Raw genomic sequence first — 24,229 nt, 5'->3', positions numbered from 1 at the left:
ATCCAGACTACCTCAAATCACAACAAGACCACAACACCTTGATAGCATCGCCATGCAAGCTACAATATAGGGGTGGACCTAGGGACGACTCTGTGGGAAAGCTGTGGATAAGTACGTAAACCTCATCAAACTTTCGGTCGGATCGGAAAGCGTCGATACGTTGATGGCGTGGCAGGACAGCCGCAAACCGCTCTATGAGGACGGCTGCCCGCGCCATGTCACCCGCATGTGGCCCAAACGCGAGACCGAGATTCTGAACGGCGGATCAATCTATTGGGTGATCAAAGGCGTGATCCAATGCCGCCAGCGCATCTTGCGATTGGACGAGGTTCGGGGCGAGGACGGCATCCGTCGTTGCGCGATCGTACTGGACCCCGAAGTACACCGCACCCAGAACGCCCTGAAGCGCCCCTTTCAAGGCTGGCGCTATCTGAAACCCGAGGATACTCCGGCCGATCTGCCCAAGGGCCGCGAGCAAGACGACGCCCTGCCCGACGATCTGAACCGCGCATTGGCGGATATCGGGTTGCTTTAGCTAAGGCGGTCCAGCAGTTCGGATAGAACGGCTTTGTCCTCAGCCTCATACTTGGCCACACGGCTGCGCCATAGCGTTGCCTGCGATTGCAGGATTAGCCCGTCGGTCAGGATTTTCAGGTGGTTCGCGCGCAGGGTTTCCCCGGTCGAGGTGATGTCAGCAATCGCCTCGGCGGTTTCGTTCATCACGGTGCCCTCGGTCGCGCCCTGACTGTCGACCAGCGTATAATCCGCCACGCCCGCATCCGTCAGGAATTCCCGCACCAGCCGGTGATACTTGGTCGCAATCCGCAGCCGGTGACCATGAGTTTTTCGGAAGGCTGCCGCCGCCGCATCCAGATCGTCCAGCGTATCCACGTCCACCCAACAGGAGGGGGTCGCGATGATCAGGTCCGCCTTGCCAAAACCAAGCTGTGATATCTGTTCGACCTGCTGTTCCCAGCGCGGCAGTTTCTCATGCACCAGATCAATACCGGTCACACCCAGATGAATGCGCCCAGCGGCCAGTTCGCGCGGGATTTCCCCTGCGGATAGCAGGATCAGTGAAACACCGTCGATCCCATCGACTTTACCCGCGTATTCCCGGTCCGATCCGCTGCGCGACAGGGTGATGCCGCGCTTTTCGAACCAGCCAAAGGTCTTGTCCATCAACCGGCCCTTCGAGGGCACGCCCAGTTTCAAACTCATTGCGCGGCCTCCTCGATTTCAAGCATCAGGTCAGGGCGAATGACCCCGCCCACAGCCGGAATTTCGGCCCCGTTCCCCAACTGCCGGGTCAGCGCGTCATAGCGTCCGCCGGTTGCAACGGGCGGCAGGTCGGGACGACCTTCGGCGTAAAAACCGAAAACAAAGCCGTCGTAATATTCCATCGACGTGCGGCCATAGGCGGCTTCGAAATCCAGCCGCTCCACATCCACGCCACGCGCCTGCAGCGACGCGACCCGCGCCTCGAGCCTGTCCAACGCCGGGGTGACCTGCGGTAAATCCACCGCCACATCTCGCAATTGCTCCAGTGCGAAGGGCATCGTTTCGCGCACGTTCAACAGGGTTTCCAGCCCGACCAATTCGTTATCCGAAATCGGAGACGTATCGCGATCTTCGCGCAACGCGGCGATCCGCGCCTCGATCTCAGCGGCGCGGCGTTTGCCGATCATAGGCGCTTCATTGGCAAGTGGGTCTTTGGCATCCAGCAGAGTGTCACGCCCTTCCGGGCCGGGCTTGCGACCAGCGAAGCGATCCAAAAGAACGCGGAAGCGGCGAGGCCGCCACAGGTGCCGCATCAGCGCGGCTTTTCGGCGGTCGGTGGTTTTCAGACCCGCAACGGCGGCGGTCAGGATACCGATATCCCCGGTCGCCGCGCGCAACGGCAAGCCACGCAATTGCAGCGCAAATAACGAGAAAACTTCCGCATCCGCGCCTGCGGGGTCGTTGCGGTCGAATACCTCATACCCGACCTGAATATATTCATTCGAACGGTCCGGGTCGTGCTCTTGACGGCGGAAAACCTCACCGGAATAGGTATAGCGCGCTGGCTCGGCCCCGTCTGACATATGCATCTGCACCACGGGCAGGGTGAAGTCCGGGCGCAACATCTGTTCGCCCCGCAACGCGTCCGAGGTCACATAGGCGCGCGCGCGGATATCCTCGCCATAAAGGTCCAGCAGTGTGTCCGCAGGTTGCAGCAGCGGAGGGTCCACGACCTGCGCGCCTGCCGCCTCGAACCTGACGCGCATCATCGCGGCGCGGGCTTGTATCTGGGAACGGTTGGCCATGGGTCAGTCCTGACTGTCCAGAATTTCGCGCACCTTGGCGACCAGCTCGCCGCGCGGCACTTCGAACTGGCTGGGGCGTTCTTTCCATTCCTCAAGCGTGGCGCTTTCGGCGATCTTGGCCCCAAGGATCAGGTCCTTGATCTGCACGATCCCGTTGGCTTTTTCATCGCCACCTTCGATCACCGCGATGGGTGAGTTCCGCTTATCCGCATATTTCAGCTGATTGCCAAAGTTCTTGGGGTTGCCCAGATAAACCTCGGCCCGGATGCCGGCGTTGCGCAGCTCGGCCACCATAGCTTGATAATCGGCCATACGGTCGCGGTCCATTACCGTGACAACGACGGGGCCGCTGGCTTGCGCCGCAATCCGGCCCTTTTCGCGTAGGGCCGCCAGCAGACGGTCAACTCCGATGGACACGCCGGTCGCAGGAACCTCCTGCCCAGTAAACCGTTTGACCAGATCATCATAGCGACCGCCCCCGGCAACCGACCCGAACTGCCGCTTACGGCCCTTCTCATCGAATATTTCAAAAGTCAGCTCGGCCTCATAGACCGGGCCGGTGTAGTAGCCCAGTCCACGCACGACCGAGGGGTCGATGACAATGCGGTCAGGGCCATAGCCAAGTGCGTCCAAAAGCGTCGCGATTTGCTCGAGTTCCCCTATGCCAGCACGACCTACTTCACTCTTACCAACTGCAGTATTAAGGTTTTGAAGAGTTTCAGAATTGCTGTGCCCCTTAGCTGTCAAGAAAGCCAGTACTGGCTCCACTTGCTCAGGGTTCAACCCAACACCCTTTATGAAAGCGCCAGAGGAATCTGTCCGCCCGGCTCCTAATAGTTCGCGCACACCGTCTTCGCCAACTTTGTCAAATTTATCTATTGTTCTGAGAACATTATCTCGAATATGGCTGTCTTCCAGAACCCTTTTGGTAACTTGTTGCTTGATCCATTCGCCTTTGGTTTTCTCAGAGAGGTCTACAATTTCATTGTCACCTTCATCCGAAGTGAACACATTTTCCAACACGCCGTTCAAAACTTTTCGGTTGTTGACACGGATCAGATAGTCACCTCTTTCAATGCCTACTGCCTCCAACGTGTCCGACAGCATCGCGCAAATCTCGGCGTCCGCAGCCATCGACGCCGTGCCCACCGTATCCGCATCGCATTGATAAAACTGACGATACCGCCCCGGCCCCGGCTTTTCGTTGCGCCAGACCGGTCCCATCGCATAGCGGCGATAAGGCGTCGGTAGATCATTGCGGTGCTGCGCATAGACACGGGCCAAGGGTGCTGTCAGGTCATAGCGCAGGGCCATCCAGTCACCATTTCCGCCCTCGTCAAATTCCTGCCACGCAAACACGCCCTCATTCGGGCGATCCACATCCGGAAGGAACTTGCCAAGTGCCTCAACGGTTTCCACCGCGCTGCTTTCCAATGCGTCAAATCCGTACCGATGATAGACGTCCGCAATCGTCTGCAGCATCTGCGCGCGCTGCGAGACTTCCTGGCCGAAATAGTCGCGGAACCCTTTCGGCGTTACGGCCTTGGGGCGGGGCTGTTTCTTGGGCTTGGCCATGTGGGGCGTCCTTGGGCGTTTAGTGTTCCGCGCGCGGTCTATCCCATGCCCCGCATCGGGGCAAGGCGCGCTTTCGCTGGTCATGGTCCGCCCGTGCCGCTATGACCACGCCCAAAGGAGATCCCCATGCAGCATCTGGAAGAACAGATCGCCCACCTGACCCGCACGGTCGAAGATCTGAACGCAGTCGTCACGGCCCAGCAATCCGAGATCGACCGCCTGACCCGACGCGTCGAGATGCTATTGCAACGCGAGGCTGAACGGGCACAAGAAGGGTCCGGAGGTGTCGTCTTTGGCGACGAACGCCCGCCGCATTACTGAAGACTTACAATCCCAAGGTCTTTTTTACCGCTGAATCGACCACACCACCCAACAGCGCGTCCTCGTCACCATCACATCCTTCGGTCAGCGCGGCCAGAAAGGTTTCGCGTAGTTTGGCCTTGTCTTCGTCGGACGCCGCATATGCTTCAATGTCGATCTGCCGATTAAACAGAGACAAAGCCGTCATCTTGCCGACGACATCCAGAACATATTCGTCATTCCCGTCCGCCTCGTCAATGACCGAGGCGCAGGTGTGATACATCAACGGCAAAGCGTCCTGCTTCATCTGATCAGCTTCGTCGTCGGCCTTAGCTGCCATAGGAACCGCCAAAAACGCAGCGGCTGAAACCAGCGTGAATACGTGAAAACGCATATCAAGTCCTTTCGAATTTAGCTTTTGCACTCGGTCCGACAGGTCCGGATACTACTTGTTGGCACCGATTATGGCCCCGACAACCGCGCCAGCCGCCGCACCTTTGCCGTCACCGACCAAAGCTCCGACCCCTGCGCCTATCAAAGCGCCCTTGATCGCGTCTTCTTCCTTTTTCTTGTCCGCGAGCGCCTGTGTCGCCGGCATCAGAACCAGCGAGGTTGCAACCGCGACCACCCATATTTTGAAATACAGCCTGGAATTTCCCATTTGGCGTCCTCCCGCGACTTAACCCAAATGAATTTCAACAGAATTCCAGCCTACCCCGACGGGCGTCTTCTGGCAATGAACCGTGGGTTTTCAGATTTCCTCAACCGACATGACACCGTCCAGAGATTTGATTGCCCCCTTTATCTGCGGGTTGATCGGAAAATCATGTCCCAGTTCCATCTCGACCTCACCCGGCAGGCCGGGGGCCATCAACAACAATTGGATCGGCCCGCGCGCGGCGTTTTTGGCAGCACCCGCCGCATCCTCCAGCACTTTGGCCACGGTGGGCAGGGCTTGTTCTTCGTCCACAAAAATGCGCAGACCGGTGGCCCCCGCATCGGCCACGACCGTATCTACTGGGCCTACCGACCGACCCAGCAACTTCAACTGATCAGCCTCCATTGTGGCTTCGGCGGTCAAAACTACCTGTGCGCCAGTTTCCAGATATTCCCGCGACTTCTCAAGCGTTTCAGAGAATAGCGTCACCTCATACGCGCCCGTTGGGTCAGACAATTGCGCAAAGGCGAACCGATTGCCTTTGGCGGATTTCCTTTCTTGCCGCCCGGCGACCACGCCTGCCATTTTCGCAATAAACGGGCCAGAGCGCGCCTTTTCCATTACCTCATCCAGCGTCATCACTTGTTTGCGCTTCAATGCGGGCATGTAGTCGTCCAACGGATGGCCCGACAGGTAAAACCCGATGGCCTTGAATTCTTCGCTCAGACGTTCGGCTGGCAACCAGTCCGGCGTAGTGGACAGGCGCGGCTCAGGCAGATCATCCCCGGCCTCGCCGAACAGGGACACCTGGTTTGAATTCTTCTGATCATGGATCGCGGCTGAATACTGCACCAATTGCTCAAGGCTTTCGAACACGCGGCGGCGGTTCTTGTCGAGCTGATCAAACGCCCCCGCCCGTGCCATCATCTCAAGTGGGCGTTTACCGACCTTTTTCAAATCCACCCGGCGGGCAAAATCGAACAGGTTCACGAAAGGCTTATCGCTCGTTTCATCCTGCGCTCCTCCGGCGCGACGTCCATCGACCACAAGGTTCATCGCCTCAACGCCCACGTTTTTCAGCGCGCCCAACGCATAGACCAGATGCCCTTCAACCACGTCGAACGTCGCCAAGGACCGGTTCACGCAGGGCGGCACATAGGGCAGTTCCAGCCCCTTGCGGACTTCTTCGAAATAGACAGCCAGCTTGTCGGTCAGGTGGATATCGCAGTTCATGACACCGGCCATGAACTCGACCGGGTGGTTCGCTTTCAGCCAGCCGGTCTGATAGCTGACCACCGCATAAGCCGCCGCGTGGGATTTGTTGAAGCCGTAGTTGGCGAATTTCTCCAGCAGGTCGAACACCTCGGATGCCTTCTTGGCGTCTACGCCGTTTTCACCCGCACCCTTTTCAAACTTGGGGCGTTCGGCGTCCATCGCCTCTTTTATCTTTTTACCCATCGCGCGGCGCAGCAGGTCCGCGCCGCCAAGGCTGTACCCCGCCATGACCTGAGCGATCTGCATAACCTGCTCCTGATAGACGATGATGCCCTGCGTTTCCTCAAGGATGTGGTCAATCAGCGGATGCACGGATTCGATTTTCCGCTGCCCGTTCTTGACCTCGCAATAGGTCGGGATGTTCTCCATCGGGCCGGGGCGGTACAGCGCCACAAGGGCCACGATATCCTCGATACAAGTGGGTTTCATGCGCTTGAGCGCATCCATCATGCCCGAGGATTCCACCTGGAACACCGCCACTGTCTTGGCCGCAGAATAGAGCTTATATGTCGCCTCATCATCCAGCGGGATGGCGTTGATCTGGTTCTCGGCCCCCTCTGCCGGTTCGTAAAGCTCGGTGCCATCGGCGGCGATATGCAGGGGTCGCCCGGATTTGAAGATGATGTCCATCGCGTTCTGGATCACCGTCAGCGTTTTCAGACCCAGAAAATCGAATTTCACCAGCCCGGCCTGTTCAACCCATTTCATGTTGAACTGGGTTGCGGGCATGTCCGAGCGCGGATCCTGATACAGAGGCACCAGCGCGTCCAAAGGCCGATCCCCGATCACAACCCCCGCCGCATGAGTCGAGGCGTTCCGCAGCAGCCCCTCGACCTGTTGGCCATAGGTTAGCAGCCGGTCCACGACTTCCTCGTTGCGCGCTTCTTCACGCAGACGGGGTTCGTCTTTCAGCGCCTTTTCGATGGAGACGGGTTTGACCCCTTCGACCGGGATCATCTTCGACAGGCGATCCACCTGCCCATAAGGCATCTGCAGCACTCGCCCGATATCGCGCACGGCAGCCTTGGACAGCAACGCACCAAAGGTGATGATCTGCCCCACCTTGTCGCGCCCGTATTTCTGCTGAACATAGCGGATCACTTCTTCGCGGCGATCCATGCAGAAGTCGATATCAAAGTCGGGCATCGAGACCCGCTCGGGGTTCAGGAACCGTTCAAACAGCAAGCTGTAGCGCAGCGGATCAAGGTCAGTAATCGTAAGTGCATATGCCACCAACGAACCCGCGCCAGACCCCCGCCCCGGCCCGACGGGAATGTCGTGGTCCTTGGCCCATTGGATGAAATCCGCAACGATCAGGAAGTAGCCGGGGAACCCCATCCCTTCGATGATGCCAAGTTCGAAATCCAGCCGTTCCTGATATTCCTCGGGCGTCACCGCATGCGGGATCACTGCCAGACGTTTCTGCAACCCCTCGTTGGCGATACGGCGCAGCTCAGCCACCTCGTCATCGGCAAATTTGGGCAAGATCGGATCGCGGCGATAGGCCATGAAGGCGCAACGTCGCGCTATTTCAACCGTGTTTTCAAGCGCCTCGGGCAGATCAGCGAACAACGTCGTCATCTCTTGCTGCGACTTGAAATAGTGCTGCGCTGTCAGGCGGCGGCGACCGTCCTGCTGATCGACATACGCACCCTCCGAGATACAGATCAGCGCATCATGCGCCTCATACATATCTGATGTCGGGAAATAGACATCATTGGTGGCGACCAAAGGCAGGTTCTTGGCATAGGCCATCTCGACATGACCACGCTCGGTCAGGCGTTCTGCCTCGGGCTGTCCACCCTCACCAGGATGGCGTTGCAATTCAATGTAAAGGCGATCCGGGAACATACCGGCAAGCCGATCCACCAAGGCCTCCGCCGCCGGGCGCTGCCCCTGTTGCAGCAACATACCAACTGGCCCATCCGGGCCGCCGGACAGGCAGATCAAGCCATGTGACCGATCCGCCAATTGCTCCAACGTGACCTGCGGCAACTGCCCGCCCTTGTCCACGTATAAGCATGAACTGAGCTTCATCAGGTTTTCATAACCAACCTCAGACTGCGCCAACAACACCAGTGGCGCGGGTGCTTTGGGCTTTTCGCCGGGCTGCGCCTGAACATATGTCAGATCAACCTGACACCCCATGATCGGCTGCACACCCGCGCCACTGGCTGTTACGGAAAACTCCAAAGCTGAGAACATGCTGTTGGTGTCAGTAACAGCGACGGCGGGCATCTCCATCTTTTCACACAGACCCGGCAGCTTTTTCAGCCGCACAGCGCCTTCCAGCAGGGAATATTCGGTGTGAACGCGGAGGTGAATGAATCGAGGGGTACTACTCATGACCGCTACGCTATCCCAGCCTGCGGCCCGGCAAAAGCGCGAACCGCACCTTTTCAATGCCTAAAAAATCGGCGTCTATTATTCGGCTTTTCCAGAAGGTGCTTCGGGAATGGCAGCGCTGCCACTTCAAAAATATGTTTAATAACAAATGATTAATTAGCAACGAGACCAAAAAATTCTCCATCAGATACGGTCAATGGTACATATCACAGGCAGTTTTTCTTGCCAGACAAGGCACGCTGTTTCTAACATCTGACGGCAAGCTATCCGCCCGCCACTCTTTCTACGTCGCATCGAAGGAGGGCACCCAAGGGCGCAACCGGGTAAGGCGACGGGTTTCACGAATGGATATCACGTTTCTTCTGAACGGAGAGACAGTGGAGCTGTCGGATGTTGATCCGGCGGCCACCTTGCTGGACTGGCTGCGCGACGATCGCGGCCTGACCGGTACCAAAGAAGGCTGCAACGAAGGCGATTGCGGGGCCTGCACCGTCATGGTCACGGATGAGGGCGGCGCGAAGGCGCTGAACTCCTGTATCCTGTTCCTCCCGCAACTGCATGGCAAAGCGGTACGCACTGTCGAAGGCGCCAGTAGCCCAAATGGTGACGCCCACCCGGTGCAACAGGCCATGGTCGACCTGCACGGATCGCAATGCGGCTTTTGCACCCCCGGTTTTGTGATGTCGATGGTCGCAAGCCACGCAAATGGCACAACCGACCACGATACGCAGCTTGCTGGCAACCTCTGCCGCTGCACCGGCTATGCCCCAATCATCCGCGCAGCCGAGGCCGCCGAACAACACCCCGTCCCGGAATGGATTACCGGCGACCAAACCTTCTCTTGTTCAAAAATACTTCGGGGGGAGGCCGCAGGCCGGGGGGCAGAGCCCCCCTACCTCCCCAACTCCGCCGACGAACTGGCAGAGCTTTATGCGCAATACCCCGATGCGACGTTGGTCGCCGGGGCCACGGATGTGGGCCTTTGGGTTACCAAACAACTGCGTGATCTCGACCCGGTGATTTTCCTTAGCCGCTGCGAAGACTTGAAACAGATCACGATCACCGACGAAGAAATTCGTTTCGGCGCCATGGTCGACATGAACCGGATGGGCGCGGCTCTGAGCGACCTCCACCCCTCTTACGCCGAGATGATCCGTCGTTATGCCAGCGTACAGGTCCGCCACGCCGCGACCGTGGGGGGTAATATCGCCAACGGATCGCCCATCGGGGACAACCCGCCTGCCTTGATTGCCCTTGGCGCAACTTTGCATCTGCGCAAAGCCGACGAGCGACGCTCGATGCCGCTGGAAGACTTCTTCATCGACTACGGCAAACAAGACCGCGCACCCGGAGAATTCGTTGAGGCCGTCAGCTTCCCGCGACAGGCGGACCGCCTAAAGGCATACAAGCTCAGCAAGCGGTTCGATCAGGATATCTCGGCCGTCTGCGGATGTTTCAATATCACCGTTTCAGAGGGCACCGTAACCCAAGCGCGGATCGCGTTTGGCGGAATGGCCGGCACGCCGAAACGGGCAACCCATGTCGAGGCCGCATTGATCGGTAAACAATGGACCGCTGCGATCATTCAGGCCGCGCTGCCTGCCTTTGCCGACGACTACCAACCACTCACGGACATGCGCGCCTCGGCCACTTATCGTCTGGAAACCGCTAAAGCGATGCTCGAGCGCTATTTCCTCGAAGATCAGGGCGAAGTGACCAACGTGTTGGAGGTGTCGGCATGAGCGTGACCAAACCCCTCCCCCACGACGCAGCCCCACTGCATGTTTCTGGCTCTGCGCGGTACGTGGACGACATCCCCACACCCAAGGGCAGCCTGCACCTGGTCTTTGGCCTCAGCCCGATCGCCAAGGGCAAGATATCAGGCATGGACCTGTCGGCTGTAAAAGCGGCTGATGGGGTTGTCATGGTCATGACGGCTGATGACCTGCCTTTTGCCAACGATGTCTCACCTTCAATCCATGATGAACCGCTGCTGTCGGACGGAACCGTTCACTATGTCGGTCAACCGGTATTTCTAGTCGTCGCCACCAGCCATCTGGCCGCGCGAAAGGCCGCGCGTCTGGGCAAGATCGACTATGCTGAGGAAACTCCGATCCTTACAATCGAAGATGCACTGGCCGCCGACAGCCGGTTCGAGGACGGTCCGCGCATTTACGCCAAGGGCGACGCGGATGCGGCCATTGCGGGCGCGGCTCATGTGATCGAAGGGTCGTTTGAACTTGGCGGGCAGGAGCATTTCTATCTGGAAGGCCAGGCTGCGCTTGCCGTGCCGAATGAGGGCGCGGACATGCTGGTGCACAGCTCGACCCAGCACCCGACCGAGATTCAGCACAAAGTAGCCGACGCTTTGGGCGTTCCAATGCACGCTGTTCGCGTGGAAACCCGCCGGATGGGTGGCGGTTTTGGCGGCAAGGAAAGTCAGGGCAACGCTCTGGCCGTCGCCTGCGCCGTGGCCGCGCGAGCGACGGGTAAGGCCTGCAAGATGCGCTATGACCGCGATGATGACATGATCATCACCGGCAAGCGCCATGCGTTCCGCATCTCCTACAAAGCCGGGTTCGATGAGAATGGTCATATTCAGGGTGTTTCGTTCCTGCACCACGCCATCTGCGGCTGGGCGCAGGACTTGTCCCTGCCCGTGGCGGACCGCGCGATGCTGCATTCCGACAACGCCTATCTGTTGCCCAACGCGCGGATTGAAAGCCACCGACTGAAAACAAACACCCAATCCGCCACCGCCTATCGCGGGTTCGGTGGCCCTCAGGGTATGGTCGGGATCGAACGCGTGATGGATCACGCCGCGCATGCGCTTGGATTGGACCCTGTGGAACTGCGACGCCGGAACTACTATGAACCCGCGCACAAGGTGGTCGAAGGTGAACCAGCCGACAAACCACTCGGCCATCCCGACCCGCATGAAGACCTGACCAGCCGCGGCGCTGTTGAGATGGGCGACACGCCTTTGCGCCCTCTTCCCGCTGGCGGCAATACCACGCCTTACGGCATGGAAGTCAGCGATTTTGAGCTGCACGGCATGACCGCAGCGTTGCTGAAATCCAGTGACTATGCGGCGCGCAAGGCAGCGATAGAAAAATGGAATGCCGAGAACAGCGTGATCAAGAAGGGCATCGCCTTTTCTCCGGTGAAGTTCGGGATTTCCTTCACGCTGACCCACCTCAATCAGGCGGGCGCGCTGGTGCATGTGTATCAGGACGGCTCGGTCCATCTGAACCATGGCGGTACCGAGATGGGACAGGGCCTGTTCCAGAAGGTCGCGCAAGTGGCTGCGTCACGGTTCGGGATTCCGTTGGACATGGTCAAGATCACCGCAACCGACACCGCCAAGGTGCCGAATACATCGGCAACTGCGGCATCCTCGGGCAGTGATCTGAACGGCATGGCCGTCAAAGCCGCCTGCGACACGATCCGTGACCGGATGGCTGACTATCTGGCCGAGCGGCATCAGGCCGATCCGTCGACAGTCACCTTCACGGATGGCCACGTTTCGGTCGGCGAAGAACGCTATACCTTTGCCGAGGCAGCGGCGCTGGCCTATCAGGGCCGGATTAGCCTGTCCGCCACGGGGTACTACAAAACTCCCAAGATCGAATGGGACAGGATCGCAGGCCGTGGGCGCCCGTTTTTCTACTTCGCATATGGGGCCTCGATCACCGAGGTCGCGGTGGACACTCTGACCGGTGAGAACCGCATCCTGCGCACCGATATCCTGCATGACGCGGGCGCATCGCTGAACCCGGCGTTGGACATCGGGCAGGTCGAAGGCGGCTACGTGCAGGGCGCGGGATGGCTGACGACCGAGGAGCTGGTCTGGGACGGCAAGGGCAATCTACGCACGCACGCCCCCTCGACCTACAAGATCCCGGCCTGTTCGGATCGGCCCGACATTTTCAACGTAGCGCTTTGGAATGGCGAGAACCGCGAGGACACGATCTATCGCTCGAAAGCGGTGGGTGAGCCACCATTTATGCTGGGTATCTCGGCATGGCTGGCGCTGTCGAATGCGGTCACCGCGTGCGGAGACAGCTATCCCGCGCTGGATGCCCCCGCCACGGCTGAACAGGTCTGGCATGGCATTCAACGGATGAAGGGAGACATCTGATGGGATTTGACCTTGAGGCTTTGAGGGAGGCGGTCAACACCCACGGGAAAGTCACCCGGGTCGTCATCGCTGCGATCAAGGGGTCATCCCCGCGCGAAGTCGGTGCCGCCATGCTGGTCTGGCAGGGCGGGCAATCCGGCACGATCGGCGGTGGCACGCTGGAATATCAAGCAGCAGAAGCGGCGCGCACTCAAACTGTGCCTTCCCGTCTGACGCAACACGCGCTTGGCCCCGATCTTGGACAATGCTGCGGTGGCGCAGTCTCGTTATTGACCGAGGTCTATGACCTTGATGCAGTGAACGCGCTGGACGACACGATCATCGCACGTTCGGCGTCCGGCGCCGAAATGCCCTTGTCAGTCAAACGGTTGATGGCACAGGTACGCGGACAAGGAACAGTTCCACAGCCCCACCTTCTTGACGGTTGGATGGTTGAGCCCGTCCACAAACCGACCCGCAAGCTGTGGATTTGGGGCGCTGGCCATGTCGGGCGCGCATTGGTCGATGTTCTGTCACCGCTGCCTGAGCTGGCAATCACATGGGTCGATACCGGCCCGGAACGGTTTCCCGGCGATATCCCGGCATCTGTTACGGCTGTACCCGCCGCAAAACCCGCCGAACTTGTCCGTCATGCCCCGCGTGATGCCGAGCATTTGGTTCTGACTTATTCCCACAATCTGGACCTGGAACTTTGCAACCGTTTGCTGACGCACGGTTTCGGCTTTGCCGGGCTGATCGGCTCGGCTACGAAGTGGGCGCGATTCCGGTCGCGGCTGGCCGCCCTTGGGCACTCGCCCGAACGGATCAGCCGGATCACCTGCCCCATCGGTGACCCCGGTCTGGGCAAGCACCCGCAGATGATCGCCGTTGGTGTCACAGCACAATTGCTGCGCCCCGCCCGGCAGAACGAGTTGAAGAAGGACCTGAGCGCGTGACCACTCCACTCCTAAGCTTACAAGGGCTGACTAAAGCCTATCCCGGCGTCGTGGCCAATGATCAGGTGTCTTTTGACATCGGCGAAGGCGAAGTTCACGCCCTGTTGGGCGAGAATGGCGCGGGCAAATCCACGCTGGTGAAAATGATCTATGGGCTGGTGAAACCCGACAGCGGCACGATGCTGCTGCGCGGCCAGCCCTTTGCACCACCCGAACCGCGTGCGGCGCGGGCTGACGGGATCGCGATGGTATTCCAGCATTTCTCGTTGTTTGACGCGCTGAACGTGGCCGAAAACATTGCGCTGGGGATGGAAAACCCGCCGCCAATGGGCGATTTGGCCTCGCGTATCCGCGAAGTGTCCGAAACATACGGCCTGCCTCTGGACCCGTTTCGCACCGTCGGCGATCTGTCGGCGGGCGAACGTCAGCGGGTCGAGATCATCCGCTGTCTGTTGCAGGATCCCAAGCTGCTGATCATGGACGAACCCACATCGGTTCTGACCCCGCAAGAGGTCGAGATCCTGTTTGAGACCCTGAACAAACTGCGGTCCGAGGGCACCTCGATCCTGTATATTTCGCACAAGCTGGAAGAGATCCGCACGCTCTGCGATCACGCCACAATTCTGCGGCTGGGCAAGAACGTCGGCGAATGTGTTCCGGCTGAAACCTCGGCCCGTGACATGGCTGAAATGATGGTGGGCTCGACCCTACAAACACCTGAACGCGGTGGCCGAGAATTTGGCGACGTCGCGCTGGATGTAAGCGGATTGTCGGTGCCCTCGCCTTCCGAGTTTGGCACGGCGCTGCGCAATGTACACATGACCGTCCGCAAGGGCGAGGTTCTGGGCATTGGTGGTGTCGCCGGGAACGGTCAGGACGAACTACTGGGCGTTTTGTCAGGTGAAATCCAGACAACAGCTGATGCGATCAAGTTCAACGGCCAACCGATTGGCAAGCTTGGCCCCACCGCGCGACGCAAGCTGGGCGTGCTGACCGCGCCCGAAGAACGTCTGGGCCACGCGGCCGCACCGGACATGAGCCTGACGGAAAACGCCCTGCTGACGGGTTCTGTCCGCGAAGGACTGGAAAGCAATGGGTTCCTGAAGTGGGCCGACACCAAGAACTTTGCGGAAAAGATCATCGAGGCGTTCGACGTACGCACGCCGGGGCCAGAGAACGCCGCGCGATCGCTATCGGGCGGGAACCTGCAGAAATTCGTGATCGGACGCGAAGTTCTGCAAAACCCGGACGTTCTGGTCGTGAACCAACCCACTTGGGGTGTGGACGCGGCGGCGGCAGCCTCGATCCGGCAGGCCATTCTGGACCTGGCGGCCAAGGGCACAGCGGTCATCTGCATCAGTCAGGATCTGGATGAACTGATGGAAATCTCAGACAGTTTCGCGGCCTTGAACGAAGGACGACTAAGCGCACCCCGCCCGACCACTGGGCTGACGGTAGACGAAATCGGCCTGATGATGGGTGGCGCACACGGCATGGAGGTAGCCCATGTCTAAAGCATTACAGAAAAAGATGAAAACGGGGGTGTGAGTAGATGATTGTGTTGGAGAAACGGCCTCAGCCGTCCAAGGCGTGGTCTTATGCCACCCCTCTGGTCGCGGTAGTGGCGACCATGCTTTTCGGCGGCATCCTGTTCGCCATTTTGGGTAAGAACCCGGTCGAAGCCATCGGTACCATTTTCTGGGAACCGCTGTTTGGTGAGTTCGCCTTTTACTACCGCCCGCAACTTCTGGTGAAAGGTGCGCCGCTGGTGCTGATCGCCATTGGCCTGTCGCTGGGCTTTCGGGCCGGTATCTGGAATATCGGCGCCGAAGGGCAGTACATCATGGGCGCCATCTTTGGCGCAGGTGCAGGTCTGGCCTTTTATCCGCTGGACGCGTTCTACATCTTTCCGATCATGGTGATTGCCGGTGCGTTCGGTGGCTGGCTCTGGGCAATGATCCCTGCCTTTCTGAAGGTCCGCTTTGGCACCAACGAAATCCTTGTTTCGCTGATGCTGGTCTATGTGGCCGAACAGATGCTGGCCTCGGTTTCGCTGGGTCTGCTGAAAAACCCCGAAGGGTTCGGCTTTCCCGGATCGCGTAACCTGCAAGCCTATGACAGTGCGCATAACGCGGAACTGATCGCCGGGTCCGGGATGCACTGGGGTGTGGTGACAGCGCTGATCGCCGTGATCTTTGCCTATGTCCTGCTCAACCGTCACATGCTGGGCTTTCACATCCGCCTGACGGGTGAGGCACCGCGCGCTGCGAAATTCGCAGGCGTGAACCCGGCCCGCCTGATCCTGTTTTGCTTGGGCGTTTCCGGCGCATTGGCAGGACTGGCCGGAATGTTCGAGGTTTCGGGACCTTCAGGTGTGGTCAGCATCGACTTCAACGTCGGCTATGGCTTCACCGCGATCATTGTGGCCTTTCTCGGTCGTCTGCACCCGGTGGGTATCCTGCTGGCCGGTGGCCTGATGGCGCTGACCTATATCGGTGGTGAAATCGCGCAGTCCCAGCTTGGCCTGCCTGCCGCCGCCATTCAGGTGTTCCAGGGGATGCTTCTGTTCTTCCTGCTGGCCTTCGATCTTTTGACCAACTACCGCATCCGTGCGGCCCGTAGCGAGGTAGCGTAATGGACCTTGGTGAAATCAACCCCGTCCTCTTGGTCGCCTCTTTGATGGTGGCCGCAACCCCCCTGCTTTTGGCCGCGATCGGAGAGCTGGTCGTCGAAAAAGCAGGTGTTCTAAACCTCGGTGTCGAGGGCATGATGATCGTCGGCGCAATCAGCGGGTTTGCAATCTCGGTCGAGACCGGATCACCCTGGCTGGGCTTTATCGCTGCGGCGATCGGCGGCGCGGTACTGTCCCTGTTGTTTGTGCTGCTGACGCAGGTTGCGTTGGCCAACCAGGTTGCCAGTGGCCTTGCGCTCACCTTGTTTGGATTGGGTTTCAGCGCCCTTCTGGGTCAAAGCTATGTGGGGATCAAACCGCCCAGCATGGGGGATATTCACATCCCGCTGATCAGCGATATCCCGGTTATCGGCCCGATCCTGTTCCAGCACGACCCGATCCTTTACGTCGGAATTGCTCTGACTGCGGCGGTTTGGGCCACGCTGAAATACACCCGCGTCGGCCTGATCCTGCGCGCGGTCGGCGAAAACCACGACGCGGCCCACGCGCTTGGCTACAAGGTCATCAAGATCCGTATCATGGCGATCTTGTTCGGCGGCGCCTGCGCGGGTCTGGGTGGCGCTTACATCAGCCTTATTCGCGTGCCGCAATGGACCGAGGGCATGACGGCCGGTGTCGGCTGGATCGCCCTTGCGCTGGTGGTCTTCGCCAGTTGGAAACCGTGGCGCGCTTTGCTGGGTGCCTATTTGTTCGGCGGTATCACCGTGTTGCAGCTTAATTTGCAGGCAGCAGGCGTTGCCATTCCTGTCGAGTATCTGGCAATGTCGCCCTATATCATCACGATCCTTGTGCTTGTGATCCTTTCGGCCGACAAGAGCAGCGCACCTGCCTCACTGGGCCGGACCTTCCATGCCTCGCACTAGAGGCCAACTGAACCAACTTGGGGAGTAACTACATGAAATTCACTTCACTTCTGACAAGCGCGGCAATGGCGCTGGGTCTGGCGACAGGCGCCATGGCCGAAGACAAAACCAAGGTCGGCTTTGTCTATGTCGGCCCCGTAGGCGACGGCGGCTGGACGTATGAGCACAACAAGGGCCGTCTGGCCGTTGAAGAGGAATTCGGTGACAAGGTTGAAACCGTCTTCGTTGAATCCGTCCCCGAAGGCCCGGATGCGGAACGCGTAATGACACAGATGGCGCTGGAAGGCGCGGACCTGATCTTTACCACTTCGTTCGGCTACATGGACCCGACGATCAACGTTGCCAAGAAATTCCCCGACGTGAAGTTCGAGCACGCGACCGGCTATAAAACCGCGCCCAACGTCTCGGTCTACTCGGCCCGCTTCTACGAGGGCCGCGCCGTACAGGGTCACATCGCGGGCAAAATGACCAAGTCGAACATCATCGGGTATATCGGCTCGTACCCGATCCCCGAAGTGATCCGCGGCATCAACTCGGCCTATCTGCACGCCAAGGCCGTGAACCCGGATGTCGAATTCAAGATTGTCTGGGCCTACACCTGGTTCGACCCCGCAAAAGAAGCTGACGCTGCCACCGTTCTGATCGAACAGGGCGCAGACGTGATCCTGCAGCACACCGACTCGACCGCGCCGCAGGCCGCCGCGCAAGAGGCCGGCAATGTTGTCACCTTTGGTCAGGCGTCGGACATGAGCGAATACGCCCCCTTCCCGCGCGTATCGTCGATCATTGATGACTGGGCCCCCTACTATATCGCCCGGACCAAGGCCGTGATGGACGGAACCTGGGAAAGCGCGAACACCTGGGATGGTATCCGCGAAGGCATGGTCGCAATCGGTGAGATCTCCGACGCGGTGCCTGCTGACGTCAAAGAAGAAGCGCTGGCTTTGAAAGCCGCAATGGCTGCTGGTGAATACCACCCCTTCACCGGCCCGATCAAAAAGCAGGACGGCAGCGACTGGCTGGCGGACGGCGAAACCGCCGATGACGGCACACTGGCTGGCATGAACTTCTACGTCGAAGGGCTGGAGGGCGAAATTCCGCAGTAAGCCACGCGTATATAGTGTGAGACAAAGCCCGCCTCGTTTGGCGGGCTTTTTTCTTGTCATGCATTCATGGCGCAAACCGCGTAAGATAGCCCAAGGCACGGCTTGCGAGGGATCGCCGATGGAGGATTTTCTGGACGGCAAAAGACGTGCCGCCATTCTGGCCATGGATGTGTTGGGCTACGCCCATCTGACAGAAACCGATGAGGTCGGAACCCTGCGCGCTGTACGCGAACTGCGGAACGCGATCATTTCTCCCGCTTTGGATCAAAATCAGGGGCGATTGGTCAAAACGATGGGCGACGGCTTTCTGGCCGAATTCCCGGAGCCTGAAGCGGCGCTAACCGCTGCGATGCGCATTCAGGCCGAGGCCGCAGCCCAGGCCCGGCAGCAGCCACCGGACGCGCGCATTCTGCTGCGCATTGGGGCACATCTTGGGGATGTGTTCGTTGACGATCAGGACATTCTGGGTGACGGCGTCAATATTGCCGCCCGGTTGGAAGGGCTTTGCCACGCCGGGGGACTGGCCGCCTCGCTGGCATTTGTCGATGCGCTGCCGCAGGGTAAGACAAAAAACCTGACACATGATGGTCAACATCAACTCAAGAACATCTCGCGCCCTCTGACCGTGTTTCGCTGGCAGGCCGAAGGGATATCGCCCGTGCCGTCCCAACCTGCGATCCGAACCGGGCCGCCGACCCTTGCGGTATTACCTTTCCAGAATCACTCCCCCGATCCCGGACATGCCTTTTTTGCCGAAGGGCTGGCTGAAGACATCATCTCGGGGCTGCAACAGATGGGTCGAGTGCCGGTTGTTTCGGGCGCGTCCAGCCTGTCCCTGAACCCAGAACTGAGTGTCGAAGACGCTGCGAGGGTCCTGGGGGCGCAATACCTTGTGACCGGAACATTGCGCCGGTCGGGTCCACGGGTACGGGTGACCGTGGAATATATCGAGGGATCGACCGGACTTGCCCTCTGGTCCGAGAAATACGACCGGCCGTTCGAAGATGTGTTTGAGATTCAGGACGACATCACCCTGCGTGTTGTTACCGCATTGGACACCGAGCTGGTCGAGGGCGAGATCGACCGCATTCGCCGCAAACGCCCCGACCATCTGGGGGCATGGGAAAGGTACCTGAGGGGGATGTCGGGACTTAGAAAGCCTGGGCTGGAAGATTTGCAAGCGGCACAGATTGAGTTTCAGTCCGCTGTGGCACTGGATGAAGGCTATGGTGAGGCCTGGGCTGGGTTGGGATGGGCCTATCTTAAGGAATATGGGTTTGGTGCGTCCGAACGCTCAAAGGATGTTTTGGACAAGGGGATGGCCGCTGCGCAAAAGGGGCTGGAGCTAGCAAATAAATCTCCGTTTGCGCATTATGTGATGTCGACAGCCTATGTCTGGCAGGGAGAAAAAGCGTTAAGCCTCAAGGAATTGGAATACGCGATCCGCCTTAACCCCTTTTTCACACGCGCTAAACTGGCCTATTTCAACCGGTCCGAACTTGCCGATCCCAGTATCGGCCCACAGGCAGTCGAGGAAATACGCAAGGCTCTGGCCTTGTCTCCGCGGGAACCTGACCGCGGATTCTATTTCTGGGCAATTGCCCGAATGTATCTGGTTGCGGGTGAAAATATCGAAGCGTTGGACTGGGCAGATCGCGCCGTCAATGTGCGCCCCAACGATCCCAACATGCTGTATCGCCGCGCCATCTGCCTTGCCGCCTTGGACCGCGTGGGTGAAGCGCAAGAAGCTCTGACCGCCTGCGAAGGCCTGTCCAAGGGTTATGTCGACCGGATGCGGGACTGGCGGCCCTACGACGACGCCCGTAACGAAAAGGTTTTTGCGGGGCTGCACCGCAACGGTCTGGCCGGATAACGTGTACCCGGCCAGACTAAGTTGAAATCAGTGCCCCGTCAGCACCAGCGTATTCACCGGCATCAGGATCAAGCGCAGGCGCAGGCCTGCGGCGTGGACCACTCCGATCGTGTCGATCACATGCAGGGCGGCTGATTGCCAAAAGCCCAACTCTTCGTGCTCTAGCCGTTCGTGATTGTCGGTATAGACATTCGCAAGGCAATTACTGCCCGGTGGGATGTCATCGGCCGTGCCTTTGTAGAGCGGCTCCATGTAAACCAGAACAGATCCCGGGACTGTATTTGTCTGAACATCTCGCAACTCGTCGGTAGGCCGAATTTGGCCCGAAGGGATCACGTCTTGCACTTGAACCACCACCATGGGGATCACGGTGAAAGGTTTGGTCATGCAACCCAGCTCTCCGATCATGCCGGGCTTGATGACCTGCGCTGACATTTGGTTGAACGCCGCCTGAAACCGGTTATGGCCCGACTGCGAGGGAACAAGGATACCCGCTGGCCGCAATAGCGGACTGACGTAGTCGCCGACCTGCAAGCCAAACTGCTCCACCCGGCCAGTGACGCCCGCGTTGATCACGGTCTTTTCCAGCTCGGTCATTGCGGCGTCCAGTTGCGCGGTGGCACTGGCCATTTGCGCCGGGATCAGCTCTTCGATCTGCTGCCCCACAGCCGCACGCCGCGCTTGGGCAGCAACCAATTGTGCCTCACGCTCGGCCACAAGGTTTTCCAGCCGGTCAATCTCGGCCAGGCGCACCGCACTGGAGCCTTCGTCCCGCAGGGTAGTGTTACGCTCAAGGTCCTCCAGCGACTGATCCAGCGCAGCCTTGGCGCCAGCGATTCCCGCCTCAGCTTCGGCCAGATCAGTCTCGGCCACTTTCAAGGACGCCTGCACCTGCGCAATTTCTGCCCGGGCGGCCTCGACCATGGCGGTTTGGGTGAAGTCCTCGATCCGAAAGATCGGCTGACCTGCGACAACCTGCTGGTTATTCGTCACATAAACCTCGGATACGCGACCGCCCAACTGCGGCAGGATCGTCACCGTCCGGAAATACGAGGCCGCTGTTTTGCTGGCCGGGTGAAAGTAGAACAGCGTGGTGATCACGGTCAGCGCCAGAATGGCACAGGTGGTCAGGCCCCAGCGCAGCTCATACCACATGGTGAACAGCGTGATCTCATGACCGATCCGCTTGCCCTGCACATAGCGGCGGAACAAATAGTCAGGCAGCACCGTAATCAGTGCGCACGTCAACGTCTCAAGCATAACTTACGGCTCCTGCTGCACGGGCGGCTCGGAAGGTTGGGCCTCGGGCTTGCCCAAAGATCGGATCGCATCGGCAATCGCCCTAAGCGGTGCTGCAACGTCAGGGAACTGGAACCCGGCCACCAGAATAGCGGCAACCCAGAACAGCCCATTATGAGTGAACAGCGCCAGCAGCGCCAGAATGCCCACTAGCTGAAACTGAGGGTGGTTGGATTCATGCGCAATTTTTTCCGGGATCGAGTGGAGTGTGAAATAGCCCACACCAATCAGGATGATGACCCCAACCGTGAAAAAAAACATAAACGTCAAAAGAAAATCACTGCCATCCGCCTGTGTCACATAGGACGGAAGATGCCCCGTGGCCATTGGGTGTAGGTCTGCGGTACTCACCCTGCCCTCCTCTAATTGGTTGATCCTTGTTTGGATGGGTTGATGCGCAAATTCAACCCTGCTTAAAGTTCGCTGACACTTTCGCAAATAAAGCGCCATGCGCATCGCAAAGGGGTTAAATGATTGATTTCCTGATCATCGGCGGCGGAATAGCAGGTCTCAGCGCAGGCGCGCGGCTGTCACTTCACGGTAAGGTCATCGTGCTCGAGGTAGAAGACGTGCTTGGGTATCACGCCTCTGGGCGGTCGGCGGCGTTGTTTGAAGAAAGCTACGGTCCTGACTCGGTCGTCGCGCTGAACAAGGCAAGTGCAGAGTTTCTGGCCTCAGAAAATGGTGGATACCTCACGCCGAGGGGCCTGATGCTGATCGGAGGAAAAAACCAGCAAGACGTATTCGCCCGCGATGTGGTCGATTTGAACATGCAGGTATTGCCTGTTGCAGAAGCCCGTGACCGCGTTCCAATCCTGAACCCTGATTCAGTGGGGTTTACCGCGATCAGCGACGGTGCGTTTGATATTGATACCGACAGGCTATTGCAGGACTTTGCCCGTGTGATCCGTGCCAATGGCGGAAAGGTCCTGACCAGAAACAAGGTCACAGCCATACACAAAGACAGACACTGGATTGTCAGCGCCGGGCAGACTTACGATTCCCGAAATATTGTGAATGCAGCAGGCCCGTGGGTCGATGAAATTGCAATCATGGCTGGTATTGCCCCAATCGGCATTTCACCCCGCCGTCGGTCGATGGCACGATTGCCGGCCCCGGCCGGTCACAACCTGCGCGAATGGCCGATGCTTCTGGGCGTACAGGAGGCCTGGTATGCGAAACCCGATGCCGGGAAACTGATTGTCTCACCGTCCGAGGCTGATCCGGTCCCTCCACACGATGCGTATGCTGACGACATGGTTCTGGCCGAAGGTCTGGCCAGATATGAAGAGATGGTCACCGAACCTGTCACTCGGGTCGAGGCCAACTGGGCTGGTTTGCGCAGCTTTGCGCCTGACGGCACGCTGGTTCTTGGCCCTGATCCCGTAGATCCAACATTTATCTGGTCCGCTGGTCAGGGAGGGTATGGGTTCCAGACTGCCCCAGCCGCATCGAAGCTGGTGGCCGATCTTGCGACCGGCCACATGCCCGAATTGGATGACGCCAGTGTTCGGGCTCTGAAACCGGAAAGGTTATGCCAATGAGGAAACGAAACCTGCCTTCAAATGCCAGTGTTGCCACCGAAGGCGAAGATGGACGGCTAGTTGCACCCGCTGCGTCCCGTAATTCAGACGTGCTGTGCGATCTCTTGGTGCGGTGGGCACCCACCCAAGGTCGGGCGTTGGAAATAGCCAGCGGTACCGGACAGCATGTCAGCGCCTTCGCACAGCGCCTGCCACTGCTTCACTGGCAACCAACAGAAGTCGATCCAGAGCGGCGCGCCAGCATCAACGCGTATTGCCGAGATCTGCCCAATACCACGGACGCCGCTGCACTGGACGCGACGTCTGACGGGTGGCACCAACTCTTTGCCGGGCAGGACCTGATCGTGTTGATCAACCTGACCCACTTGATCAGTTGGCGAGAGACCCAAACGCTGATCTCAGAGACCGCACTTACCCTGTCACCAGAAGGGCGCTTTGTCCTCTATGGGCCGTTCATGCGATCGGGGACTCTCACCAGTGACGGGGATCAACGTTTCCATGACGCGTTGGTGCAGCAAGACGGCGAAATCGGCTACAAGAATGACGAGGACATCGCGGCGGAAATGTGCGCACAGGGACTGAATGTTATTGGGTTGATCGACATGCCAGCAAACAACCTCGCCTTCGTCGCCGAAAAACCCCAGACCTGATCAAGATCAAAGTTCGAACACGTATTCTCATTCACATTCCGCTTACCATATGTGAATGAGGATAGACATGACTTGGCAGGAAAAGCTAACGGACACCCGCAAGGGACTACGCACTCTCAACACCGCAATCCCCGAAACAGCACGCGCGTTTGGGTCCTTGGGAGAAACGGTCAAAAAAGGCGGAACGCTTGACTACAAGACTAAGGAATTCATTGCGCTAGGTATGTCAATGGCTATCCGCTGCGAACCTTGCATCACATTGCATACCGAAGCCTTGGCCAAGTCAGGCGCGTCCCGAGAAGAGGTTTCGGACGTACTTGCTATGGCCATCCAAATGGGCGGAGGACCGTCGATGATGTATGCAGCCAAAGCTCTGGAGTGTTTTGACGAATTGTTGGTCTGAACGCCTTTACCCGCAAAAAGCCTGCATACGCAGGCTTGCCTCCGGCGGAAGTATTTTTGAACAGAAGAAGAAACGGTTTCTTAACATATTGAGGCCACAAAATCTCTTGCGGTACAGGCGGAAGCGCCGATGGCCGTAACAGGAGAAGGCCCCCCTTGCCAAAAGCAGGGGGGCTGGATCATTTTCCAGCCCCCGCTTCTTCTGTTTAGAAATACTTCCGCCGGAGGCATGGGCCGCTGCAGGCGGCGCATTTCTTGGGCGCT

General features: G+C 58.9%; 21 protein-coding genes. 13 read left to right on the top strand and 8 right to left on the bottom strand.

The genetic code is table 11. The annotated features are described in order from the left end of the window. Positions 1-103 precede the first annotated feature (103 nt). Entirely contained in the window at positions 104-535 is a 432-nt protein-coding gene (locus tag GOX75_RS00175; RefSeq protein WP_171120170.1) for a DUF1489 domain-containing protein, read from the top strand. Here GOX75_RS00175 and hisG read toward each other — a convergent pair. From hisG to hisS, 3 genes are read right to left on the bottom strand one after another with little or no spacing between them, the layout of a single operon-like run. Next, positions 532-1,221, bottom strand: coding sequence for an ATP phosphoribosyltransferase (gene hisG / locus GOX75_RS00170; protein WP_171120168.1), 690 nt, complete (start codon positions 1,219-1,221; stop codon positions 532-534). The genes GOX75_RS00175 and hisG overlap by 4 nt on opposite strands. Continuing rightward, entirely contained in the window at positions 1,218-2,306 is a 1,089-nt protein-coding gene (locus GOX75_RS00165) for an ATP phosphoribosyltransferase regulatory subunit (RefSeq protein ID WP_171120166.1), read from the bottom strand. The genes hisG and GOX75_RS00165 overlap by 4 nt, the downstream gene beginning before the upstream one ends. Before the next feature lie 3 nt (positions 2,307-2,309). Continuing rightward, the gene (hisS, locus tag GOX75_RS00160; protein WP_171120164.1) at positions 2,310-3,881 is read right to left on the bottom strand and encodes a histidine--tRNA ligase; all 1,572 of its coding nucleotides are present in this window, start codon (positions 3,879-3,881) and stop codon (positions 2,310-2,312) included. Between the two features lie 126 nt (positions 3,882-4,007). Here hisS and GOX75_RS00155 point away from each other — a divergent pair, with 126 nt between their 5' ends. Further along, positions 4,008-4,202 carry a SlyX family protein gene (locus tag GOX75_RS00155; protein ID WP_171120162.1) on the top strand — a complete coding sequence of 65 codons (195 nt, stop codon included), beginning with the start codon at positions 4,008-4,010 and terminating at the stop codon, positions 4,200-4,202. A gap of 4 nt (positions 4,203-4,206) precedes the next feature. On the opposite strand, the gene GOX75_RS00150 is transcribed toward GOX75_RS00155, so the two are convergent. From GOX75_RS00150 to dnaE, 3 genes are all read right to left on the bottom strand, one after another. Further along, a complete protein-coding gene (locus tag GOX75_RS00150; RefSeq protein WP_171120160.1) occupies positions 4,207-4,575 on the bottom strand; it encodes a hypothetical protein in 369 nt (122 codons plus the stop codon). A gap of 51 nt (positions 4,576-4,626) precedes the next feature. Continuing rightward, positions 4,627-4,842, bottom strand: a complete 216-nt coding sequence (locus GOX75_RS00145; RefSeq protein ID WP_171120159.1) for a glycine zipper 2TM domain-containing protein — start codon at positions 4,840-4,842, stop codon at positions 4,627-4,629. Between the two features lie 90 nt (positions 4,843-4,932). Further along, positions 4,933-8,460 (bottom strand): DNA polymerase III subunit alpha, encoded by a 3,528-nt coding sequence (dnaE, locus tag GOX75_RS00140; RefSeq protein ID WP_171120157.1) that lies wholly within the window; start codon positions 8,458-8,460, stop codon positions 4,933-4,935. Positions 8,461-8,804: 344 nt separating this feature from the next. On the opposite strand from dnaE, the gene xdhA reads away from it, so the two are divergent. The 8 genes from xdhA (at position 8,805) to GOX75_RS00100 (ending at position 20,070) form a co-directional block, all read left to right on the top strand. Beyond that, positions 8,805-10,202 carry a xanthine dehydrogenase small subunit gene (xdhA, locus tag GOX75_RS00135; protein ID WP_171120155.1) on the top strand — a complete coding sequence of 466 codons (1,398 nt, stop codon included), beginning with the start codon at positions 8,805-8,807 and terminating at the stop codon, positions 10,200-10,202. After that, the gene (gene xdhB, locus GOX75_RS00130) at positions 10,199-12,601 is read left to right on the top strand and encodes a xanthine dehydrogenase molybdopterin binding subunit (protein WP_171120153.1); all 2,403 of its coding nucleotides are present in this window, start codon (positions 10,199-10,201) and stop codon (positions 12,599-12,601) included. Before xdhA ends, xdhB begins: the two co-directional genes overlap by 4 nt. Further along, positions 12,601-13,536 (top strand): xanthine dehydrogenase accessory protein XdhC, encoded by a 936-nt coding sequence (xdhC, locus tag GOX75_RS00125; protein WP_171120151.1) that lies wholly within the window; start codon positions 12,601-12,603, stop codon positions 13,534-13,536. The genes xdhB and xdhC overlap by 1 nt, the downstream gene beginning before the upstream one ends. After that, complete coding sequence (locus tag GOX75_RS00120; protein ID WP_171120149.1) at positions 13,533-15,050, top strand: ABC transporter ATP-binding protein; 1,518 nt, start codon at positions 13,533-13,535, stop codon at positions 15,048-15,050. The genes xdhC and GOX75_RS00120 overlap by 4 nt, the downstream gene beginning before the upstream one ends. Positions 15,051-15,088: 38 nt before the next feature. After that, the gene (locus GOX75_RS00115) at positions 15,089-16,171 is read left to right on the top strand and encodes an ABC transporter permease (RefSeq protein WP_171120147.1); all 1,083 of its coding nucleotides are present in this window, start codon (positions 15,089-15,091) and stop codon (positions 16,169-16,171) included. Then, the gene (locus GOX75_RS00110; protein ID WP_170384942.1) at positions 16,171-17,091 is read left to right on the top strand and encodes an ABC transporter permease; all 921 of its coding nucleotides are present in this window, start codon (positions 16,171-16,173) and stop codon (positions 17,089-17,091) included. The genes GOX75_RS00115 and GOX75_RS00110 overlap by 1 nt, the downstream gene beginning before the upstream one ends. Positions 17,092-17,123: 32 nt before the next feature. After that, positions 17,124-18,197 (top strand): BMP family ABC transporter substrate-binding protein, encoded by a 1,074-nt coding sequence (locus tag GOX75_RS00105; RefSeq protein ID WP_171120145.1) that lies wholly within the window; start codon positions 17,124-17,126, stop codon positions 18,195-18,197. A gap of 118 nt (positions 18,198-18,315) precedes the next feature. Then, positions 18,316-20,070, top strand: coding sequence for an adenylate/guanylate cyclase domain-containing protein (locus GOX75_RS00100; RefSeq protein WP_171120143.1), 1,755 nt, complete (start codon positions 18,316-18,318; stop codon positions 20,068-20,070). Positions 20,071-20,097: 27 nt separating this feature from the next. Here the strand turns inward: GOX75_RS00100 and GOX75_RS00095 are convergent, their stop codons facing one another. Then, positions 20,098-21,330, bottom strand: a complete 1,233-nt coding sequence (locus GOX75_RS00095) for an HlyD family secretion protein (protein WP_171120142.1) — start codon at positions 21,328-21,330, stop codon at positions 20,098-20,100. 3 nt (positions 21,331-21,333) lie between these two features. Then, positions 21,334-21,696, bottom strand: coding sequence for a hypothetical protein (locus tag GOX75_RS00090; protein WP_171121667.1), 363 nt, complete (start codon positions 21,694-21,696; stop codon positions 21,334-21,336). Positions 21,697-21,839: 143 nt separating this feature from the next. On the opposite strand from GOX75_RS00090, the gene GOX75_RS00085 reads away from it, so the two are divergent. The 3 genes from GOX75_RS00085 to GOX75_RS00075 all read left to right on the top strand — a co-directional run bounded on the left by GOX75_RS00085 (position 21,840) and on the right by GOX75_RS00075 (position 23,966). Further along, a complete protein-coding gene (locus GOX75_RS00085) occupies positions 21,840-22,913 on the top strand; it encodes an FAD-binding oxidoreductase (RefSeq protein ID WP_171120140.1) in 1,074 nt (357 codons plus the stop codon). After that, positions 22,910-23,563, top strand: a complete 654-nt coding sequence (locus tag GOX75_RS00080; protein WP_171120137.1) for a DUF938 domain-containing protein — start codon at positions 22,910-22,912, stop codon at positions 23,561-23,563. The genes GOX75_RS00085 and GOX75_RS00080 overlap by 4 nt, the downstream gene beginning before the upstream one ends. A gap of 67 nt (positions 23,564-23,630) precedes the next feature. Then, positions 23,631-23,966, top strand: a complete 336-nt coding sequence (locus GOX75_RS00075; protein WP_171120135.1) for a carboxymuconolactone decarboxylase family protein — start codon at positions 23,631-23,633, stop codon at positions 23,964-23,966. Positions 23,967-24,229 lie beyond the last annotated feature (263 nt).

Source organism: Ruegeria sp. HKCCD7251 (assembly GCF_013031165.1).
Classification (GTDB): Bacteria; Pseudomonadota; Alphaproteobacteria; order Rhodobacterales; family Rhodobacteraceae; genus Ruegeria.
Note: the sequence above shows the minus strand (reverse complement) of the source record. Positions and strands in the feature narration are given on the sequence as shown.

Bases quoted from the DNA above. Each gene is read 5' to 3' on its own strand.
- hisG (WP_171120168.1), bottom strand. From the start codon at position 1,221: ATGAGTTTGAAACTGGGCGTGCCCTCGAAGGGCCGGTTGATGGACAAG.
- GOX75_RS00165 (WP_171120166.1), bottom strand. From the start codon at position 2,306: ATGGCCAACCGTTCCCAGATACAAGCCCGCGCCGCGATGATGCGCGTC.
- hisS (WP_171120164.1), bottom strand. From the start codon at position 3,881: ATGGCCAAGCCCAAGAAACAGCCCCGCCCCAAGGCCGTAACGCCGAAA.
- GOX75_RS00155 (WP_171120162.1), top strand. From the start codon at position 4,008: ATGCAGCATCTGGAAGAACAGATCGCCCACCTGACCCGCACGGTCGAA.
- GOX75_RS00150 (WP_171120160.1), bottom strand. From the start codon at position 4,575: ATGCGTTTTCACGTATTCACGCTGGTTTCAGCCGCTGCGTTTTTGGCG.
- GOX75_RS00145 (WP_171120159.1), bottom strand. From the start codon at position 4,842: ATGGGAAATTCCAGGCTGTATTTCAAAATATGGGTGGTCGCGGTTGCA.
- dnaE (WP_171120157.1), bottom strand. From the start codon at position 8,460: ATGAGTAGTACCCCTCGATTCATTCACCTCCGCGTTCACACCGAATAT.
- xdhA (WP_171120155.1), top strand. From the start codon at position 8,805: ATGGATATCACGTTTCTTCTGAACGGAGAGACAGTGGAGCTGTCGGAT.
- xdhB (WP_171120153.1), top strand. From the start codon at position 10,199: ATGAGCGTGACCAAACCCCTCCCCCACGACGCAGCCCCACTGCATGTT.
- xdhC (WP_171120151.1), top strand. From the start codon at position 12,601: ATGGGATTTGACCTTGAGGCTTTGAGGGAGGCGGTCAACACCCACGGG.
- GOX75_RS00115 (WP_171120147.1), top strand. From the start codon at position 15,089: ATGATTGTGTTGGAGAAACGGCCTCAGCCGTCCAAGGCGTGGTCTTAT.
- GOX75_RS00110 (WP_170384942.1), top strand. From the start codon at position 16,171: ATGGACCTTGGTGAAATCAACCCCGTCCTCTTGGTCGCCTCTTTGATG.
- GOX75_RS00105 (WP_171120145.1), top strand. From the start codon at position 17,124: ATGAAATTCACTTCACTTCTGACAAGCGCGGCAATGGCGCTGGGTCTG.
- GOX75_RS00100 (WP_171120143.1), top strand. From the start codon at position 18,316: ATGGAGGATTTTCTGGACGGCAAAAGACGTGCCGCCATTCTGGCCATG.
- GOX75_RS00095 (WP_171120142.1), bottom strand. From the start codon at position 21,330: ATGCTTGAGACGTTGACGTGCGCACTGATTACGGTGCTGCCTGACTAT.
- GOX75_RS00090 (WP_171121667.1), bottom strand. From the start codon at position 21,696: ATGGCCACGGGGCATCTTCCGTCCTATGTGACACAGGCGGATGGCAGT.
- GOX75_RS00085 (WP_171120140.1), top strand. From the start codon at position 21,840: ATGATTGATTTCCTGATCATCGGCGGCGGAATAGCAGGTCTCAGCGCA.
- GOX75_RS00080 (WP_171120137.1), top strand. From the start codon at position 22,910: ATGAGGAAACGAAACCTGCCTTCAAATGCCAGTGTTGCCACCGAAGGC.
- GOX75_RS00075 (WP_171120135.1), top strand. From the start codon at position 23,631: ATGACTTGGCAGGAAAAGCTAACGGACACCCGCAAGGGACTACGCACT.